Annotated in this window: 25 protein-coding genes and 1 tRNA gene; 21 read left to right on the top strand and 5 right to left on the bottom strand. The window is 61.5% G+C overall.

The genetic code is table 11. The features are described from left to right. Position 1 precedes the first annotated feature (1 nt). The 11 genes from T8A63_RS06575 to T8A63_RS06525 all read left to right on the top strand — a co-directional run bounded on the left by T8A63_RS06575 (position 2) and on the right by T8A63_RS06525 (position 5,581). Complete coding sequence (locus T8A63_RS06575; RefSeq protein WP_322345327.1) at positions 2-1,216, top strand: recombinase RecT; 1,215 nt, start codon at positions 2-4, stop codon at positions 1,214-1,216. 68 nt (positions 1,217-1,284) lie between these two features. Further along, positions 1,285-1,758, top strand: coding sequence for a hypothetical protein (locus T8A63_RS06570; RefSeq protein ID WP_322345326.1), 474 nt, complete (start codon positions 1,285-1,287; stop codon positions 1,756-1,758). Then, complete coding sequence (locus T8A63_RS06565) at positions 1,755-1,985, top strand: hypothetical protein (RefSeq protein WP_209218122.1); 231 nt, start codon at positions 1,755-1,757, stop codon at positions 1,983-1,985. Before T8A63_RS06570 ends, T8A63_RS06565 begins: the two co-directional genes overlap by 4 nt. Next, positions 1,982-2,359: an HNH endonuclease gene (locus T8A63_RS06560; RefSeq protein ID WP_322345325.1), complete on the top strand. Its 378-nt coding sequence runs from the start codon at positions 1,982-1,984 to the stop codon at positions 2,357-2,359. The genes T8A63_RS06565 and T8A63_RS06560 overlap by 4 nt, the downstream gene beginning before the upstream one ends. Positions 2,360-2,519: 160 nt before the next feature. Then, complete coding sequence (locus T8A63_RS06555; RefSeq protein WP_209218118.1) at positions 2,520-2,714, top strand: hypothetical protein; 195 nt, start codon at positions 2,520-2,522, stop codon at positions 2,712-2,714. Next, complete coding sequence (locus T8A63_RS06550) at positions 2,711-2,908, top strand: hypothetical protein (RefSeq protein ID WP_322345324.1); 198 nt, start codon at positions 2,711-2,713, stop codon at positions 2,906-2,908. Before T8A63_RS06555 ends, T8A63_RS06550 begins: the two co-directional genes overlap by 4 nt. After that, positions 2,905-3,387 (top strand): hypothetical protein, encoded by a 483-nt coding sequence (locus tag T8A63_RS06545; protein ID WP_322345323.1) that lies wholly within the window; start codon positions 2,905-2,907, stop codon positions 3,385-3,387. Before T8A63_RS06550 ends, T8A63_RS06545 begins: the two co-directional genes overlap by 4 nt. After that, positions 3,380-3,838 (top strand): hypothetical protein, encoded by a 459-nt coding sequence (locus T8A63_RS06540; protein ID WP_322345322.1) that lies wholly within the window; start codon positions 3,380-3,382, stop codon positions 3,836-3,838. Before T8A63_RS06545 ends, T8A63_RS06540 begins: the two co-directional genes overlap by 8 nt. Next, positions 3,835-4,335 (top strand): HNH endonuclease, encoded by a 501-nt coding sequence (locus T8A63_RS06535; protein ID WP_322345321.1) that lies wholly within the window; start codon positions 3,835-3,837, stop codon positions 4,333-4,335. Before T8A63_RS06540 ends, T8A63_RS06535 begins: the two co-directional genes overlap by 4 nt. Then, positions 4,332-4,541 carry a helix-turn-helix domain-containing protein gene (locus T8A63_RS06530; protein ID WP_322345320.1) on the top strand — a complete coding sequence of 70 codons (210 nt, stop codon included), beginning with the start codon at positions 4,332-4,334 and terminating at the stop codon, positions 4,539-4,541. The genes T8A63_RS06535 and T8A63_RS06530 overlap by 4 nt, the downstream gene beginning before the upstream one ends. Further along, on the top strand, positions 4,538-5,581 hold the full coding sequence (locus T8A63_RS06525) for a tyrosine-type recombinase/integrase (protein WP_322345319.1): 1,044 nt from the start codon (positions 4,538-4,540) through the stop codon (positions 5,579-5,581). Before T8A63_RS06530 ends, T8A63_RS06525 begins: the two co-directional genes overlap by 4 nt. Before the next feature lie 103 nt (positions 5,582-5,684). On the opposite strand, the gene T8A63_RS06520 is transcribed toward T8A63_RS06525, so the two are convergent. After that, positions 5,685-5,768, bottom strand: a tRNA-Leu gene (locus T8A63_RS06520). Positions 5,769-5,895: 127 nt separating this feature from the next. Between T8A63_RS06520 and T8A63_RS06515 the strand changes: the two genes are divergently transcribed. The 4 genes from T8A63_RS06515 to T8A63_RS06500 all read left to right on the top strand — a co-directional run bounded on the left by T8A63_RS06515 (position 5,896) and on the right by T8A63_RS06500 (position 9,060). Further along, on the top strand, positions 5,896-6,474 hold the full coding sequence (locus T8A63_RS06515) for a YqaA family protein (RefSeq protein ID WP_067941874.1): 579 nt from the start codon (positions 5,896-5,898) through the stop codon (positions 6,472-6,474). Beyond that, complete coding sequence (locus T8A63_RS06510; protein ID WP_132444561.1) at positions 6,471-6,938, top strand: disulfide bond formation protein B; 468 nt, start codon at positions 6,471-6,473, stop codon at positions 6,936-6,938. Before T8A63_RS06515 ends, T8A63_RS06510 begins: the two co-directional genes overlap by 4 nt. Positions 6,939-7,071: 133 nt before the next feature. Then, positions 7,072-7,995, top strand: a complete 924-nt coding sequence (gene rocF, locus T8A63_RS06505; protein WP_067630351.1) for an arginase — start codon at positions 7,072-7,074, stop codon at positions 7,993-7,995. 15 nt (positions 7,996-8,010) lie between these two features. Continuing rightward, positions 8,011-9,060, top strand: coding sequence for an ornithine cyclodeaminase (locus T8A63_RS06500; protein ID WP_269344919.1), 1,050 nt, complete (start codon positions 8,011-8,013; stop codon positions 9,058-9,060). A gap of 32 nt (positions 9,061-9,092) precedes the next feature. On the opposite strand, the gene T8A63_RS06495 is transcribed toward T8A63_RS06500, so the two are convergent. Together T8A63_RS06495 and dksA are read right to left on the bottom strand one after the other, a co-directional pair. Then, positions 9,093-10,259 (bottom strand): FAD-dependent monooxygenase, encoded by a 1,167-nt coding sequence (locus T8A63_RS06495; protein WP_322345318.1) that lies wholly within the window; start codon positions 10,257-10,259, stop codon positions 9,093-9,095. A gap of 136 nt (positions 10,260-10,395) precedes the next feature. Next, positions 10,396-10,818 (bottom strand): RNA polymerase-binding protein DksA, encoded by a 423-nt coding sequence (dksA, locus tag T8A63_RS06490; RefSeq protein ID WP_067941887.1) that lies wholly within the window; start codon positions 10,816-10,818, stop codon positions 10,396-10,398. Between the two features lie 168 nt (positions 10,819-10,986). On the opposite strand from dksA, the gene T8A63_RS06485 reads away from it, so the two are divergent. From T8A63_RS06485 to T8A63_RS06460, 6 genes are all read left to right on the top strand, one after another. After that, on the top strand, positions 10,987-11,826 hold the full coding sequence (locus tag T8A63_RS06485) for a MoxR family ATPase (protein WP_322345317.1): 840 nt from the start codon (positions 10,987-10,989) through the stop codon (positions 11,824-11,826). 208 nt (positions 11,827-12,034) lie between these two features. After that, positions 12,035-13,405, top strand: coding sequence for a DUF2927 domain-containing protein (locus T8A63_RS06480; RefSeq protein ID WP_322345316.1), 1,371 nt, complete (start codon positions 12,035-12,037; stop codon positions 13,403-13,405). 27 nt (positions 13,406-13,432) lie between these two features. Further along, positions 13,433-13,603, top strand: coding sequence for an apolipoprotein acyltransferase (locus tag T8A63_RS06475; RefSeq protein WP_067630337.1), 171 nt, complete (start codon positions 13,433-13,435; stop codon positions 13,601-13,603). After that, positions 13,603-14,793, top strand: a complete 1,191-nt coding sequence (locus tag T8A63_RS06470) for a VWA domain-containing protein (RefSeq protein WP_322345315.1) — start codon at positions 13,603-13,605, stop codon at positions 14,791-14,793. The genes T8A63_RS06475 and T8A63_RS06470 overlap by 1 nt, the downstream gene beginning before the upstream one ends. 74 nt (positions 14,794-14,867) lie before the next feature. After that, entirely contained in the window at positions 14,868-15,299 is a 432-nt protein-coding gene (locus T8A63_RS06465) for an OsmC family protein (RefSeq protein WP_322345314.1), read from the top strand. Between the two features lie 73 nt (positions 15,300-15,372). Then, a complete protein-coding gene (locus T8A63_RS06460; RefSeq protein ID WP_322345313.1) occupies positions 15,373-16,056 on the top strand; it encodes a M48 family metalloprotease in 684 nt (227 codons plus the stop codon). Here T8A63_RS06460 and T8A63_RS06455 read toward each other — a convergent pair. Beyond that, positions 16,053-16,604 carry an RSP_2648 family PIN domain-containing protein gene (locus T8A63_RS06455; RefSeq protein WP_322345312.1) on the bottom strand — a complete coding sequence of 184 codons (552 nt, stop codon included), beginning with the start codon at positions 16,602-16,604 and terminating at the stop codon, positions 16,053-16,055. The genes T8A63_RS06460 and T8A63_RS06455 overlap by 4 nt on opposite strands. After that, complete coding sequence (locus T8A63_RS06450) at positions 16,604-17,830, bottom strand: RSP_2647 family RNA methyltransferase (protein WP_322345311.1); 1,227 nt, start codon at positions 17,828-17,830, stop codon at positions 16,604-16,606. The genes T8A63_RS06455 and T8A63_RS06450 overlap by 1 nt, the downstream gene beginning before the upstream one ends. Positions 17,831-17,838 lie beyond the last annotated feature (8 nt).

Raw genomic sequence — 17,838 nt, 5'->3', positions numbered from 1 at the left:
TATGAGCCAAGTAGCAAAAATACCCCTTCGCCAAGTGGATAGCGTTCAAAAACTCCTATTGAACGACATGGCGCGCGAACAGCTAGGCACGGTCGCGGCCAATCATATGAGCCCCGAACGCCTTATGCGCGTCACAGCCAACGCGATCCGCACCACGCCCAAGCTGCAAGAGTGCAACCCGCTCTCTTTCCTTGGCGCTCTGATGCAATGCGCGGCCCTTGGCCTCGAGCCGAACACCGTGCTGGGCCATGCTTATCTGATCCCCTTCGACAACAACCGCAAGATTGATGGCCGTTGGGTGAAGGTGCCCGAGGTGCAGCTTATCATCGGCTATAAGGGTCTGATCGACCTCGCCCGCCGCTCTGGCCATATCACCAGCATTTCCGCCCACATCCATTACGATGATGATGAAGTCTGGGAGTACGAGGAAGGCACAGAGGCGCGCTTGCGTCATGTTCCGGGCCCCGAGGACGGCAAGCCCCTCCATGCCTACGCTATCGCCAAATTCGTGGAAGGTGGTCACGCCTATGTCGTGCTGCCTTGGGCCAAGGTTATGAAGATCCGCAACGGGTCGCAGGGCTGGCAGTCTGCCGTCAAGTTCGGGAAAACCGAGAAAAGCCCATGGCACACTCATGAAGACGCGATGGCGAAGAAGACCGCGATCCGCGCCTTGTCGAAGTACCTGCCCCTGTCCGTTGAGTTCCGCGATGCGGTGGCTGTCGATAATGACGGTGGCGCCCATGTCGACTACGCCAAGTTTGCGATGAACCCCAATGAAGGCGCGACCATCGACGGCGAGTATCAAGAAGGCGAGGCCGACGTACCAGAGCCCGAAAACCTGGACGGAACACCCCAAAGCGCCGGAGAAACCGTCGACCACGATCCGCAGACCGGCGAGGTCAAGGAAGAACCGAAGCAGGAAGATAAGCCTGCTGAGAAGAAGCCCGCGCCCAAGCAGGAAACAAAGCCTGTCGAAAAGCCCGCCGAGAAAGAGGCAGAGAAGCAGGAAAAGGCTCCTGTGGAACCTGAACCGGGCAAGTTCGACCAAGTTATGAGCGCCATCAAAGGCGACCTGATGGACGCAGGCGCGGGCTATGCCGATGAAGTGCTGGATTTCTACAAGACGCAGGTCGACCAAATCAAAGCTCAATCGCCCGAGCTCTATGATGAACTGCAATCCTTCATCGCGGAACTGCCGAAGGGCGACGAAGGCTAATGCGCGAGCAGGATCTCATTCGCGCGGTATGGACGGGGAAATCGCTTATCCCTGACGGAAACTATGCGATGGCACAGATTTGCGACCGCTTGGGCGAAGGTCAGGTTGTGAATATCGACTTGGACCCAGAGCGGTCAGCTAAAAGCCACAAGCACCAGTTTGCCTTCGTCCGTACCGCGTGGATGAACCTGCCCGAGCATCACCTTGGAACATCCTACGCAGTCTCTACGGAAGCGCTGCGCAAACACGCACTGATCGCCACCGGCTATTGCGACACAGACATGATTGCCGTGGGCGATGAACGCCGGGCCGAGCGCGTGGCGTCCTTCACCGAGCGTCTGGCCGTCAGGATGCACGGCTATGCGCTGACCAACATCGAGGGCACCGTCGTCTACTGCCACACGCCACACAGTCAAAGCATGAAGGCAATGGGCGGCGAGGCTTTCAAACGCAGCAAGCAAGACATGCTTGAGTATTTGGCCGACATGATCGGCGTCACCGCCGACGAACTGGCGAAGATGGGGAAGATGGGGGAGACATGAACTTCTTATTCGGAGCGGTAGTCGGTAGCGGCGCCATGCTGGGCCTCCTGATCTGGCTATTCCTGATCGGCCACAAGAGACGTGTGCGCCGCGCGCCTGCGAGCAATGAGCCGACACCCGGTCAGAAGCTCGAAAACGCGCGCCGCTATCTCCACCACATCGCCACGACAAGCTCAGTCGCGCAGGCCCAGAAGGTCGCGCGCAAAGCATTGAGGGAGACATCATGAGTAGAGAAGTTCCCGAGTGGGTCGGAAAGACCAACAACACCGCACTTCCGCCCCGCGTTAAAATTCGCATCTTCGACCGCTGCGGCGGCAAGTGCGCTGAGTGCGGGCGCAAGCTGGGTGTCGCCGGAGAAGACCCAGAGTTCGATCACATCGTCGCGCTTATCAACGGTGGCGAAAATCGCGAAACGAACTTCCAGTGCCTCTGCCGCGGCTGCCACCGCGCGAAGACCAACATCGACGTTGCCACCAAGTCCAAAGATCGCCGCGTCAAGGCAAAGCACCTCGGAATCGAGAAGAAGAAGCAGCGACTTCCGGGATCGAAGGGCACCAAGTGGAAGCGCAAGGTCGACGGCACCGTAGTGCCAAGGAATTGAGTTCCCCATCACGGGGATAACGCGGCCACGGCGACCCAGTGGCATACGACGACCGCGCATACACGCGGGCATTTTGTGAAGTCGGACCCCCAGACCGCCCCGCCGTTCGCGCCACCTCCACATGAGGGAGCGGCGGGGCAAACCGACACAGGGAGGGCATATGACTGCCAAATACATAGAAGACCGCGAGCTGATCGCGATGGCCCGGGAGATCGGGTGCAATGACGAAATGGTGCAGCGCCTTGCTGACCGCATCGAAGCCCTGCGCGGCGGCATGGCTGCGATCAAGATGAACCCCTCGCTGGCTTCCTGCCAGCTTATCGCCTCACAATCTCTGAAAGGTAGCGTAGCGTGAAATCCGATCTCCATGACATCGATGTGATCTTCCAACACGCCACGGATCGCGCCGTATGCGTCCGCGCCGACGAGGATGGCGAAGACCAGTGGATCCCGCTTGCTCTGTGCGAGGTCGAGGGCAACCGGGTACGCGGGGGCGTGGTCACGCTGACCGCACCTCAGCGCATCCTTGAGGAAAGGGGGCTGGTGTGACCGTGGATATTTCAAGCGAGGCGTTTGATTGGAAGGCCGCATGGTACGCGCTGGACGAGGAACACCGCGCCCAAGCCGAGCGGATCAAGGAGTTGGAAGACGACCTTGTAGGTATGCGGGCCGAGGGAAAGCGGATGCGACGAGAGGTGGGGATTGCCCGCAATGACGCGCTGCGGGAGGCGGCAGCACTTGTGCAGCGCATGGGCGATCAAGGCAAAGGCCACCCCTATATGGCCCCGAAACGCATTCTCGCCCTTATCGAAGTAGCCGAGGGGCAGCGATGTGACGCCATGACACCGCAGGAGGCGGCGAAGGTGCTGTGGGACATGCTGCAACTGTCGGATGGCATCCCGAAGATCGACCAAGACGCCGCGCAGGCGCTGTGGGATCGCGTACAAGGAGCGGGAGGTTTCTATCCAGTGAAGGAATTTCTAGCCGAGCTGGCCGGGATCGACACCGGGGAGGACAGCCATGAGTAACGCACTAGACGACCTGATCCAAGAGATGCGCGATACGGCCAACGCAATCGCGGAGACCCCACCGACACACGCGGCAAGCCGTGCAGAGATAGCGGAGTTGATGGCGGAATATGCCGACCGCCTCGACGCACTGCCGGGGCTGGTGAAGCCGCTTGTCTGGGAGGATCACCCGAAAGACGCGCCCGTAATATCTCAAGCGTTCGTACAAGGCGGCGGGTATTTCATCTGTGACGATACGGACGACTTCACCGGGGCTTATCTGGAGTTCGTGTCATGCGATAATGTCAAATGGTGGCAGCACGTTCGTTCAACATCTGTTGAATTGCAGGGGGGCTTCCATGACGAGGACGTAACGCCGCTCAAAGCCGTAGCCCAAGCCCACTACACGGCGCAGATCATGGCAGCGTTTGGGATCGACACCGCCGCAATGAGGGAGGGGAAGGACGCATGAGCCAGCTTTGCAAGATCGACGAAGTTGCGGAGGAACTGGGCGTTCCCAAAGCCAGCCTGCGCACCGCCGCTGAGAACCACGGATTCCTTGTGCGGATTGGCAGCGCTATTCGCCTCGAACGTGACCGCCTCCCGGAGTTGGCCGAGGCTGTTGAGGCGCATATCCAAAGCGAGAACCCCGTCAAAATTGAGACGAAATCATCGCGTGAGCGCGCCGAAAGAGCCGCGTTTTGGCTCAAAAATATCAAGAATCTGCCGCGCGACGCTCCGCCAAACCGTTACCTATCTGCCGCAAAGCGCAGAGAGATATTTGAGCGTGACGGGCCAACATGCGCCTATTTCAAAAACACCGAAGGCCCGTTCGCCATCGACCACATTTACCCCTTTTCCAAAGGCGGTGGTAATGAGGCACACAACCTTACTGTCGCTTGTCAGACGTGCAATTCGAGCAAGGGGAACAAGCTATTGAAGGATTGGAAGCCGGAGCTTTCGACATGAACGTCGAGGTACCCCGCCTTGCGGTCAAAGAAACCACCGCCGCGAAGATGCTGGACCTGCCCGCATCGGAGTTCCGGCGGTTGGTTGGTGCGGGTGCTCTGCCGCCCCCCTGTCGATTAGGCGGGCACGATCGATGGCGCGTAAGCGATATTGAAGCCATACTGAACGGCAGTGCCGCACAACCAGACGAGGACTTTGAGCTTTGAAGCCAGCCAAGCCCCAGATCAAAAAGAAACGGTTGGTCTGGAAGTGGGACCGGCACCGGGCGGCATGGATGCCGTACTACCGGGTGACACACACGGTTGCAGGCAAGCAGACTGAGAAGACTTGGCTCATAGATTGGCAAGGCGATGCGCGCACCCTCGATACGATCTATTGGGAACTTCACACCGGGCGCGACCAGCGCCAGAAGACGCCAGCCAAGCAGACATGGCGCGAGTGCATAGAGGCATGGCGCGCAGACATAACCGTTCAACAAGACCTCGCCGCATCGACCAAGACGAGTTATCGCCGCGACATGGATCGCATCCTTGAGAAGAACGGCGACAAAACGATGGCACGAACCACCCGCCCCGGCCTAAAGGCCGCGCTGGCGAAGATGGCCGACCAGCCGCGCAAAGCCAGCAAATATGCGCAAACCATCTCCATCCTTTGGAACTATGCGCTCAGTGAACTCGACTGGCCCCTCGGCGCAAACCCTGCGAAGAAGTTGGCATCATACAAGCCAAAGAGCCCTTACGAGCCTTGGCCCGCATGGATGATTGGGAAGCTCGATACAGCGCCGGACAACGTGCAGACTGCTGCACACTTGATCCTTGGCACCGGCCAACGCCCGAACGCCGCGATCTGCATGACGCACGATCAATTCAAAGGCGAAACGATGTTCGTCCTGGACGAAAAAGGCGGCGAACTGTTTGAAACCTTCTGTCCTAAGCGGCTCCGCGAATTTGTCGCAGGGCTACCCCGCCGAGGGGAATACCTACTGGCCAAGAACCTACGCGAGCCGGTTGGATACAGCGCCATCGAAAAAGCATTCAGAGCTTGGAGGGAAACGCTCGGACCCAATGCCAAGCCGTTCACACTTCATGGCCTGCGCAAGCTGGCAATCATCGAACTGGCAGAAGCCGGAGCGAGTGACGCTGAGATCCAAGCAGTGACAAACCAGAGCGCGGAAATGGTTGTTTATTATCGCAAGCGAGCGAACCGCTTGAAGCTATCGAAAGCCGCTCAGGAACGCCGTGAATAGGCCCGCAGGAATCGGAACGAACAGGGGGTGAACGAACCCAGAAACTGTGAGTGGCCACTGTGAGTGGAGCATATCAGGGGATGCGGAGCATGGCGTAAGCCATTGGTACCCAAGGCCGGACTCGAACCGGCACGCCTTGCGGCGGGGGATTTTGAATCCCCTGCGTCTACCATTCCGCCACTTGGGCACGTGGGGCGATGTAGCCTGCAAAAGCGCGTGGGGCAAGTGGATTTTCACCCTGTTTCTGCACAGCGTTGCGCTTGACCTTGGTCGCGCGACATGGTGAGGCATATAAAACAGCCGGAGCCCCCTAAATGATCCGCCGCCTTTATGACTGGACCCTGGGCTTGGCCCAACATCGCCATGCCCTCTGGGCGCTTGCCGTTGTCGCTTTTGTCGAAAGTTCTTTCTTTCCGATCCCCCCTGATATCTTGATGATTCCGATGATTATCGCGCGGCCCAACCGCGCGTGGCTGATCGCGGGGGTGGCGCTACTGGCCTCCGTTCTGGGCGGGCTTTTGGGCTATGCCATTGGCGGGCTGGCCTTTGAGAGCCTTGGACAGCCGATCCTTGCGAGTCTGGGCAAGTCCGACGCGATGGCAGAATTTTCCACCCGCTTCAACGACATGGGCTTTTGGGCGGTGCTGGTCGCCGGGGTCACCCCCTTCCCGTACAAAGTCATCACGATCATGTCGGGCTGGACCGGGATGCCGCTGGGCACCTTTATCATGACCTCAATCCTTGCGCGTGGGCTGCGGTTCTTCGTGGTGGCGGGGCTGCTGTGGCGCTTTGGCGCACCGATCCGAGATTTCATTGAACGGCGCTTGGGTTTGATGTTCACATTGGCCGTCGCCCTGCTGATTGGCGGCTTCATGGTGGTAAAGGTTCTATGACAGGTAAGACTTTGACTTCGCTGGCAACACTCGGCTCAGCCGCGCTGTTGCTGGGTGCTTTTGGTTTCCAGCATCTGGGCGGCTACGCGCCTTGCCAGATGTGCCTTTGGCAGCGGTGGCCCCATGCGGCGGCAGTGCTGATTGGGGCGATCGTGCTCTTTGGCGGGCCGCGCGTGCTGGCGTGGCTGGGGGCCTTGGCGGCGGCGGTGACGGCGCTGATCGGCGTTTATCACGCAGGCGTCGAATGGGGCTGGTGGCCGGGGCCGAGTTCCTGCACCGGCGGTGGCATGGACTTGGGCAGCCTTGACGGCGGGTCGCTTCTCTCCACCGAAGGCCCGAGCGGTCTAGTCATGTGCGATGAGATCGTCTGGCAGTTTCTGGGCCTTTCGATGGCGGGTTGGAACGCGATCTTCTCTTTCGTCTTGGTCGGTCTTTGGGTCGCCGCGGCGCGCAAAGCGGCCTAACCAGCAAAAAAACTGACAAACTGGAAGAACTTTCTTTCAGTTTGTCAAAAACGCCCCCGAAACGGTCAGTTTGACGGCTTGTCGTTAGACAGATGCGCGGATTATCTGAGTTCAAACAGCTCAGGAGTCCCCCATGTCGAACCAACAAAACTGTATCTTGCTGGGCGTCCCGCTGGACAGCGGCAAGCGCCGTCGCGGCTGCCTGATGGGGCCGGATGCCTATCGCACTGCGGGGCTCGAACGTGCCCTGCGCGATCTTGGCCACAGCGTCACCGATCGCGGCAATGTCGCCCCCGCGCCCTTCCAAGCGAAAGAGCACGAGAAACTGCACGCGCTGGAAGAAACCATCGCATGGACAGAGAGCCTCGCCGCTGCCGCCGATGCGGCGATGGACGACGGCTTGCCGATCTTCATGGGCGGCGACCACGCGCTGGCGCTTGGCACTGTCTTGGGCGCAATGCGCCATGCCGAAAAGGCAGGCCGCCCGCTTTTCGTGCTCTGGCTTGACGCGCATACGGATTTCCACACGCCGCAGACCAGCGACAGCGGCAACCTGCACGGCACGCCCTTGGGCTATGTCACCGGGCGCGAGGGGTTCGACGGCTTTCCAAAGATCGACACGCCCCTGCCCCATGACAATATCGCCATGATCGGGCTGCGCTCTGTCGATGCGCTTGAGCGCGCCGCCTTGCAGGAGACCACCGTCACTTACGTCGACATGCGCGAGATCGACGAGAGCGGTATCGCCAAACCCTTACAGCGCTTCCTTGATAAGGTCGAAGCGGCGGGCGGCATGCTCCATGTTTCGCTGGATGTGGATTTCCTCGACCCCTCCGTTGCCCCTGCCGTGGGCACCACCGTGCCGGGCGGCGCCACGGTACGCGAAGGCCATCTGGTGATGGAGATGCTGTCGGACAGCGGCTTGATGACCTCGCTCGATCTGGTTGAACTGAACCCCTTCCTCGATGAGCGGGGCCGCACCGCGCAACTGATGGTGGACCTCACCGCCTCGGCCTTTGGCCGCCGCGTGTTCGACCGCCCCACCCGTGCCTATTGATAGAAAGACCTGAATATGACCAATCTGAACCCCTCCGACAAGGCACTGGTGCCCTTCGTTTCCGTCGATCAGATGATGAAATTGATCCACCATATCGGCGTCGAAGACATGCTGCGCGGGCTGGCCGACTATATCGAAGCCGACTTCAAACGCTGGGAGCTTTTCGACAAGACCCCCCGCGTGGCGAGCCATTCTGAGAAGGGCGTGATCGAACTGATGCCCACCTCGGACGGCGATGTCTACGGCTTCAAATACGTCAACGGCCACCCCGACAACACCAAAGACGGCTTTCAGACCGTGACCGCCTTTGGCCTGTTGGCCAATGTGGCCAACGGCTACCCGGTGTTGCTGACCGAGATGACGATCCTGACGGCCCTGCGCACGGCGGCGACTTCTGCCGTGGTGGCCCGGTTGCTGGCGCCCAAGGGCAGCCATGTCATGGCGATGATCGGCAATGGCGCGCAGTCCGAGTTTCAGAGCCTTGCGATGAAGGCGATCTGCGGCGTGGATGAGGTGCGGCTCTACGATATCGACCGCGCGGCGACCGCCAAATGCGCAGGCAATCTGGCGGGCCATGGCATCAAGGTGGTGGAATGCGACACCGCCGAAGAGGCGATTATGGGCGCGCAGATCATCACCACCTGCACCGCGGACAAGCAATATGCCACAATCCTGACCGACAATATGGTCGGCTCTGGCGTGCACATCAACGCGATCGGCGGCGACTGTCCGGGTAAGACGGAACTCGCGCCCGCGATCCTGCACCGTTCGGGCATCTTCGTGGAATACCCCGAGCAGACCCGCATCGAGGGTGAGATCCAGCAGCTTGAGGCCGACCACCCGGTGACCGAGATCTGGCAGGTGCTGACCGGGCAGGCCGAAGGCCGCCGCGATGCGCAGCAGATCACGCTGTTTGACTCCGTGGGCTTCGCGATCGAGGATTTCTCGGCCCTGCGCTATGTCCGTGATCAAATCGCCGAGACGGGGCTGTTCCAGCCGCTCGACCTGCTGGCCGATCCGGATGATCCGCGTGATCTTTTCGGGATGCTGCAACGGGCGGGCTGACCAATTGGGCCTCCGGCTAAGCTCGGTGGCCTTTACGCTTTGGTAACGTCATGGGCGTAGAGCCAATCAAACGCGCCCAGCATCGCGCCGGGCGCGATTTTGGAGGCGACGCGCAGCCCGGTATGGGCCGCAAACCGGACCGGGCCGGACCGCAGGTGATAGCGTGCCGCGTTGCCTTCCGAGGTTTTGACTATGCGCCGCGCGCGGTCGATGCGGGCGGCTTGATAAGCGCCAAGTGCTGCGTCGCGGGGCTGGCGGGTCAGGCAGTCGGCCAAGACCCAAGCATCCTCTAGCGCCATATTTGCGCCCTGCGCCAGAAAGGGCAGCGTTGGATGGGCCGCATCGCCCAACAGCGCCACGCCTTCTGCCTGCCAATTGGCGGCGACGGGATGGTAATGCAGCCCCCAGAGGGTCACCTCCTGCAACGCGCCCAGCATCTGCGCCGCCTCTCCGCCGAAACCTGCGAAGGCTTGGCGTAGATTGGCGGGATCGTCATGGTGATGCCAGCCTTCGGCGGCCCAATCGGCGCGCTCTTCCACGGCGACGAGGTTGACCAATCGCCCCTCGCGCAGCGGATAGCTGACCAGATGCCGCCCCGGCCCCATGGTGACCCGCGCCTCTGGGCCGTGGTCTATGTCGTTGGGTATCAGCGCACGCCATGCCACCTGCCCCGAGAACCGCGCCTTATCCGCCCCGTTCAACTGCACCCGCCCCACCGAGTGGATGCCATCGGCGGCCACGACCAACTCCGCCCGCCGCCGTCCGCCACGGGCCATCTGCACCTGCGGCAAGGCACCGGGATGGATCGAGGCGACCTGCGCGTCGGTCTCGAAACTCACGTTTGCGCGCTGCGCGGCTTCACGCAGCAGATCAATCAGGTCGGCACGGTGGAGGAAATAGTAACGCTGATCATTGGCCAAGCGGGTCAGATCAAGCCGGGCCACCTGCGCGCCTTTCGCGTAGTCGCAAAGGCGCACCGCCTGCCCCCGCACGGCACCGCGGGCCTTCAGCCCATGTTCCAACCCAAACGCGCGCAGCACGGCAAGGCCGTTGGGGCTGATCTGTAGCCCCGCGCCGATCTCGGAAAACCGCGCGGCCTGTTCAAGCAGGGTCACGGCCACGCCCTTGCGGGCCAGTGCCGTGGCCAAGGCCAGCCCGCCGATCCCGCCGCCCACGACAATTGCATTGGAAGGTTTCATGTATGTCCCAGATCGCAGGCCCCAGATCTTAGGCAAGCTGGTAGACCCCAGCTCACAAGCTTCGGATCGTGCTGGCCCCGCGCCCAAATCACAAACGCCGAAGCATGAGCCTCGGCGTGTGATGTTTCAGGTGATGTCAGTCGTCGCGGTGGACTTTCTCGCGCCGCTCGTGACGCTCTTGCGCCTCCAGCGTCATCGTGGCGATGGGCCGTGCGTCCAGCCGCTTGAGCGAGATCGGGTCGCCGGTGACCATGCAGTAACCGAACTCTCCCTCGTCGATCCGCCGCAGCGCCGCGTCGATCTTGCCGACCAATTTGCGGGCCCGGTCACGGGTCCGCAGTTCCAGCGCGCGGTCGGTCTCTTCCGAGGCGCGGTCGGTCACATCCGGAATGTTCCGGGTGCCGTCCTGCAGTGCTTCAATGGTGTCACGGCTGCCTGCCAACAGTTCCGATTTCCAGTGGATCAGCTTGCGACGAAAGTACTCAAGCTGACGGTCATTCATGAATGGTTCGTCCTCGGCCGGACGATAATCGTCCGGCAGGAAAACTTCCTGCTTCATTTGTTTTTCCCCGGCGGTTTTCAACTCAGACATTAAAAAGGCCTGTCTCCCGACATCTTCCCTGCCGCAGCGTCTATCTGAGCGGGTAACAATTGTCACTACACAATCCCTTTGATTTTTGGTTAAAGGCCAAGGATCAAACGCCCGTCACACGAGGTTGAAAACAAGATGAAATTTCAAGGCACCAAAGACTACGTCGCTACCGATGACCTGAAAATTGCCGTTAACGCGGCGGTTACATTGGAGCGTCCGCTTCTTGTGAAAGGCGAGCCGGGCACCGGCAAAACCGAATTGGCGCGGCAGGTCAGCGATGCCTTGGGTCTGCGCATGATCGAGTGGAACATCAAATCGACCACACGCGCGCAACAGGGGCTTTACGAATACGACGCCGTGAACCGCCTGCGCGACAGCCAATTGGGCGATGAGCGCGTGCATGACGTCAAGAACTACATCCGCAAGGGCAAGCTTTGGCAGGCGTTTGATGCCGATGAAAAAGTCGTGCTGCTGATCGACGAGATCGACAAAGCCGATATCGAATTCCCCAACGACCTGTTGCAGGAACTCGATAAGATGGAGTTCTTTGTCTATGAGACGGGCGAGACGATCCGGGCGCGCCAACGCCCCATCGTCATCATCACCTCCAACAATGAAAAAGAACTGCCCGACGCTTTCCTGCGCCGCTGTTTCTTTCACTACATCCGTTTTCCAGAGATGGAGACGCTCAAGCAAATCGTCGAAGTGCACCATCCGGGCATCAAGCAGCAGTTGCTGACCATGGCGCTAACGCAGTTCTACGAAATCCGTGAGCAACAGGGGCTAAAGAAAAAACCCTCGACCTCCGAGGTGCTGGACTGGCTGAAACTGCTGCTGGCCGAGGATATGGACGCCGAGGATCTGGCCAAGGATGGCCCCAACGCCCTGCCCAAATTGCATGGTGCGCTGCTGAAAAACGAGCAGGATGTGCATCTGTTTGAGCGGCTGGCCTTTATGGCGCGCCGCCAGCGGTAGAGCGGCAACACCCATGCGACTTTACGTCAAAAGCGGGTATTTTCCTCGCTTTTGAATTTTCGCCTGCCTAGGCTGAGGTCAATCACGGGCACCAAGACCCGGGTTTAAACGACCGATGGGGCAGGCAAATGCAAGGACAGACAGCGGCAGCGCCATGCGCAGTTTGCGATAGATCACAGCGGAATAGGTCGCGCAAAGGCCCAAGCGCATGAGGCGCGGGGTAAAGGCGCGGCTGATCCTGCCGCTGATGATGTTGCTGAACGCCTGCGTGCCGGCCTCTCACTCCGAGGTCGCGACCCGCGCGGTGATCGCCGACAGCACCCTGCCCCCGATGAAGCAGTTCGCCCAAGCCCGCCCGACTGCGCCGCATGTGTCGAATACTGCCTTGGCCGAAGATTTCCTTGATCTGTCCTTCCGGATGGAAAGCGGCCGCGCCCTGCCCGTGCTGACCCGTTTTGAGGGGCCGATTACCCTGCGCGTTCTGGGGCAACCGCCCGCGACCTTAGGGCCGGACCTTGCGCGGCTGCTGGCACGCCTGCGCCGGGAAGCCGGGATGGAACTGCGTGAGGTCACGGGCGGAGAGGCGAGCATCACCATTCAAGCGGTGAACCGCAGCCAGATCCGGCGGCTCTTGCCGCAGGCGGCCTGTTTCGTGGTGCCAAATGTCAGCACAGTTGAAGAGTACCGCCGCACGAGGCGCTCCGCCGCCACCGATTGGACCCGCCTGACCGAGCGGCGCAAACTGGCGATTTTCCTGCCCAACGACGTAAGCCCGCAAGAAAGCCGCGACTGCCTGCATGAGGAATTGGCCCAAGCGCTTGGACCGCTGAACGATCTATACCGCTTGCCGGACTCGGTCTTTAACGACGACAACGTGCATACGGTGCTGACCGGTTTCGACATGCTGGTGCTGCGCATCTACAATGACCCGGCGCTGCGCTCTGGCATGACCCGCGACGAAGTCGCCGCGCGCCTGCCGGGCATTTTGGCGCGGCTGAACCCCGGCGGCGGCACCGTTGCCCCCCGCCCCGCGCGCGCCACGCCGCAGGTCTGGAGCCGCGCCATCCAGACGGCCCTTGGCCGCGACGTGGGCCGCAACGCCCGGATGTCTGCAGCCCAAGACGCACTGCGCATCGCCCAAGCGCAGGGTTGGCAGGACAATCGCCACGCCTTTTCGCATTACGCCATGGGCCGCGTCACCCAGATGACCGACCCGGCCGCCGCGCAGACACATTACCAGATGGCAGACACCCTCTATTCCCGCACCCCCGGCACCACGCTGCACCGCGCCTATGTCGCCACACAGCGCGCGGGCTATGCGGTGACCATCGGCGATGGGGCCGGCGCACTTGCCTTGATCGAGCCGCATCTTCCCATCGCCGAGGTCAGCGAAAACGCCGCCCTTCTGGCCACGCTCATGCTGCTCAAGGCCGAAGCGCTGGAGATCGAAGGCCGCGGCATTGAGGCGCGCCGCGTCAGGCTGGACAGCATCGGCTGGGCGCGATACGGCTTTGGCCCTGACTGGGCCGTGCGGGCCAAGCTGCGCGAGATCGCGTCCCTGAACCCGCGCAATGGATAGGCCCGCAAAATAGACGGGCAATAGGTTATGATAGCACTCGGATTGGCATTGATCGGCGCGGTAATCGGCGGGCTGACGGCCCGCAAACGTGGCGGCAACCGCAAAGACATCGCGCAATATGCAACGGGCTACGGCTTTGCCTTCCTGATCGTCGGCATGATCGCCACGGTTCTTCTGGACCGCGCGCTGAGCCTCTGATGTTTCTGCCGTTCTTCGATCAGCTCCGCCGCCACGGTGTTCCGGTCTCGCTGCGCGAGTTTCTGGCATTTCTCGAAGGCATGAAGGCGGGGCTGGCCACCTATGACGTGGAGGCGTTTTACTACCTCGCCCGCGTGTCGATGGTCAAAGACGAGCGTAACATCGACAAGTTCGACCGCGCCTTTGCAGCGGCCTTTAAGGGGCTGGAGAACATCAGCCTTGATGATGTTCTCGAGGCCGTGGACCTACCCGAAGACTGGCTGCGCAAGATGGCCGAAAAGCACTTGAGCGAAGAAGAAAAGGCCGAGATCGAAGCCATGGGCGGGTTCGACAAGCTGATGGAAACGCTGAAAAAGCGGCTCGAAGAGCAAAAGGGTCGGCATCAGGGCGGCTCGAAATGGGTCGGCACGGCGGGCACTTCGCCTTTCGGCGCTTATGGCTACAACCCCGAAGGTGTGCGGATCGGCCAAAAGGAAAGCCGCCACCAGCGCGCGGTCAAGGTCTGGGACAAGCGCGAGTTCCGCAATCTGGATGACAACGTCGAGATCGGCACACGCAACATCAAACTTGCGCTGAAGCGCTTGCGCCGTTGGGCACGCGACGGGGCGGCGGAAGAGTTCGACCTGAACGGCACCATCCGCGCCACGGCAGAGCATGGCTATCTGGATGTGAAAACCCGGCCAGAGCGGCGCAATGCCGTGAAAGTGCTGCTGTTTCTCGACATCGGCGGCTCCATGGATCCGCATGTGAAGGTCGTTGAAGAGTTGTTCAGCGCGGCGCGGGGCGAGTTCAAACATCTTGAGCATTTCTATTTCCACAACTGCCTCTACGAAGGCGTCTGGCGCGACAACCGCCGCCGCTGGGACGCGCAGATCCCCACCCATGAGGTGCTGCGCAGCTACGGCTCTGATTATAAATGCATCTTCGTCGGTGACGCCTCCATGTCGCCCTATGAGATCGCCTATCCCGGCGGCGCGAATGAGCATTGGAACGCGGAGGCCGGTGCCACATGGCTCGCCCGGGCGCGGGATCAATGGCCCAACCATCTGTGGATCAACCCGGTGCCGGAACGGCAATGGGGCTACACCCAGTCGATCGCGATGATCCAAGAGATTTTCGGCCCCGGGGCCATGGTGCCGATGACCCTCGAAGGGCTGAGCCGGGGCATCAAGACCATGACGCGATCTTGAACGCTCGGCCTTGAAACCTTTCCGCCCTGCGCCAGTTGAGGGGACGAACGCAAGCTCAGTGAAAGGATATTCCAATGGCTTCGATCGTAAAAACCGGCAGCGCAAAATGGGAAGGCTCGCTCAAAGAGGGCAAGGGCCATGTCTCAACCCAAAGTGGTGTGCTGTCTGACCAGCCCTATGGCTTCAACACCCGTTTCGAAGGCAAGGAAGGCACCAACCCAGAAGAGCTGATCGGTGCTGCCCACGCGTCTTGTTTCTCCATGGCGCTGTCGATGATCCTTGGGCAAAGCGACCTGACGCCCGACAGCATCGAGACAAAGGCAGAAGTGCATCTGGAAGAAAAAGACGGCGGCTTCCACGTGCCCAAAGTGCATCTGACGGTCGAAGCAAAAATTCCCGGCGCGAGCCAAGAGGACTTCGAGAAAGCCGCAAAGACCGCCAAGGAGAACTGCCCGATCTCCAAGCTGCTGACCGCCGAGATCACGATGGACGCAAAACTCGTCTGATCGCATGACATGAAACCGGGGGCGCGGCCTTGTGCCGCTTGCCCCCGGCTCTCGGCCTGCCCATATTGCGGGCATGATCCGCTTTCTCCCCATTCTGCTTGCCATCCTTTACGCGCTGGCCATGTATCGTTTTTCCGCTTGGCGCACGGCGCGCGAGTTGGACGCGAAATCGACCCCCTTGGTGGACCCCAAACTCAACGACATGAGCGCAAAGATGGCCAAGGCGTTGGACCTGCCGCGCATCAAGGTGCATCTTTATGAGATCGAACCGGTCAACGGGCTGGCAGCCCCCGATGGGCGCATTTTCATCACCCGCGGATTTTACAACAAGTTCCGTCAAGGCGCTGTAACGGCGGAGGAATTGGCGAGCGTCATCGCGCATGAGTTGGGCCATGTGGCGCTTGGCCATTCGCGGCGGCGGATGATCGATTTCTCGGGTCAAAACGCCCTGCGCACGGCGCTGGCGATGGTGCTGGGGCGGATCATTCCCGGGATCGGTGTGCTAATCGCAAACGGGCTGACCAGCCTGCTGGCTGCCCGCCTCTCACGCGGGGATGAGTATGAGGCCGACGCCTATGCCGCCGCCTTGCTGACCAAAGCGGGCATCGGCATCGGCCCACAGATTTCCCTGTTCGAGAAGTTGGACGCGCTAAGCCAGAACGGCGCGGGACGCCCGCCCGCTTGGCTGCTGAGCCACCCCAAGACAGACGAACGTGTCGCCGCGTTGCGCAAGCTGCAACTGCGGTGGGAGGGCTAGGCCAGAGCCTTTGCCAGCCGCGGCAGCCGTGCCTTTTTCAGCAGAGCGCGCATCTCCCATTGCTCGCCCGACAGCCGCCGCGCCTCTTGCAAGACGGCGTCGGCCACGGGGGCGACCAATTCCGGTGTCGCTTGCCAAATCCCATGCAGATAGCTGTCAGGATCGGCCCGGCTCAGGCCCTCTTCAGCGAGGATCTGGCGGGGGAAATCCTTTGCGTTGAGCGTCAGGATTATATCGGCGCTGCTGGCCACGGCGACGGCCAGCACATGAATGTCATTCTCATCCGGCAGCCAAAGCCGCGCCTGTAGGCTGGGGGAGGCCGCGCGTTCGGCCCCCGGCCAGTTGCCGCGCAGCAGTGCGATCTCGGCCCGCGCTTGTGCTTCGCCCGTGGGCCCAAGCTTGATCGCCGCGCGGGCCCATTCTTCTAAGATACGCGCCGACCAGACCGGCTCGAACGCGCCCCTTGCTGCCACACCCAACACCATTTCGCGCATCACCGTGGGGTAGAGCACGCAGGTGTCGATCAGCACGCGGGGGCGCGTTTCCATCACAGGCGGAAGAACAGCGACTTGAGGTAGCCGCTTTCCGCCAACTGCGGCAGTTGCGGGTGGTCCGCCCCGGCAAAGCCGGTGTGCAGCAGCATGGCGCGACGCCCGGCCCGGCCAATGCCGCGCACGGAGGCGGTGCGGAACTGGTTCAGGTCGGCGGCATGCGAGCAAGAGCAGAGGCCCAGAATCCCGTTCTCCGCCACCAGCTGCGCCGAAAGACGTGCGACACGCTCATAGGCACGCAGCCCCGCGTCGACCGCTTGGCGCGAGGGGGCAAAGGCGGGCGGATCGCAGATCACCACGTCAAAGGTCTCGCCCTCATCGCGCAGGGCGGTCAGCACGTCAAAGGCATCGCCTTGGCGGGTCGCGAAACGGTCTTGCATGTTCATTGCGGCGGCCCCGGCTTCGGCCAGTTCCAACGCGGGGGCGGAGCCGTCGACGGCCAGTGCCGATGACGCGCCATTCGCCAGAGCGGCGAGGGAGAAGCCGCCGACATGGGCAAAGACATCCAGCACCCGTGCCCCATTGCGCGCCAGATTGGCGGCAAAGGCGTGGTTCGGGCGTTGGTCATAGAACAGGCCGGTTTTCTGCCCGCCGGTAAGGTCGGCCATATAGGTCGCGCCGTTCATCGGCACCGGCAGCGGGCCTTCGGGCGTGGTGCCGGCGACCGTGACCGAGGCATCGTCCAACCCTTCGAGCTTGCGTGTGCGGCCAGAGGCGTTCTTCAGCACATTGGTCACGCCGGTCACCGATTGCAGCGCAGCCACGAGCGGCTCAAGCAGCGTATCGGCCCAAGCGGCGTTGGGCTGGATCACGCAGGTATCGCCAAAGCGGTCAATGATGACGCCCGGCAGGCCATCGGCCTCGGCGTGGATCAGGCGGTAATAGGGTTGATCGTAAAGCTGGCTGCGCAGGGCAAGGGCGCGACTAACGCGCGCCTCGAACCACGCCTGATCCACCTGCGCCTCTGCGTCTTGGTCGATCATCCGGGCGATGATTTTGGAGGTCGGATTGACCGCGACCAGCCCCATGGGCTTGCGGTCGGCGTCTTCCAGCAGCGCCAGCGTGCCGGGGGCAAGCCCCCGCGTGCGGCGGTCGGTGACCAGTTCATTGGCATAGACCCAAGGAAAGCCGTGGCGGATGGCGCGGGCATTGGCCTTGGGCAAAAGGCGCACCACGGGAAGCGTGGCAGGCTGCGGGGCGGAGGGGGTTTGGCGCGTTGTCATAGCGCCCC

The sequence above is a fragment of the Sulfitobacter sp. OXR-159 genome (assembly GCF_034377145.1).
Taxonomy (GTDB): Bacteria; Pseudomonadota; Alphaproteobacteria; order Rhodobacterales; family Rhodobacteraceae; genus Sulfitobacter.
This window is presented reverse-complemented; position numbering and strand designations above follow the sequence as displayed.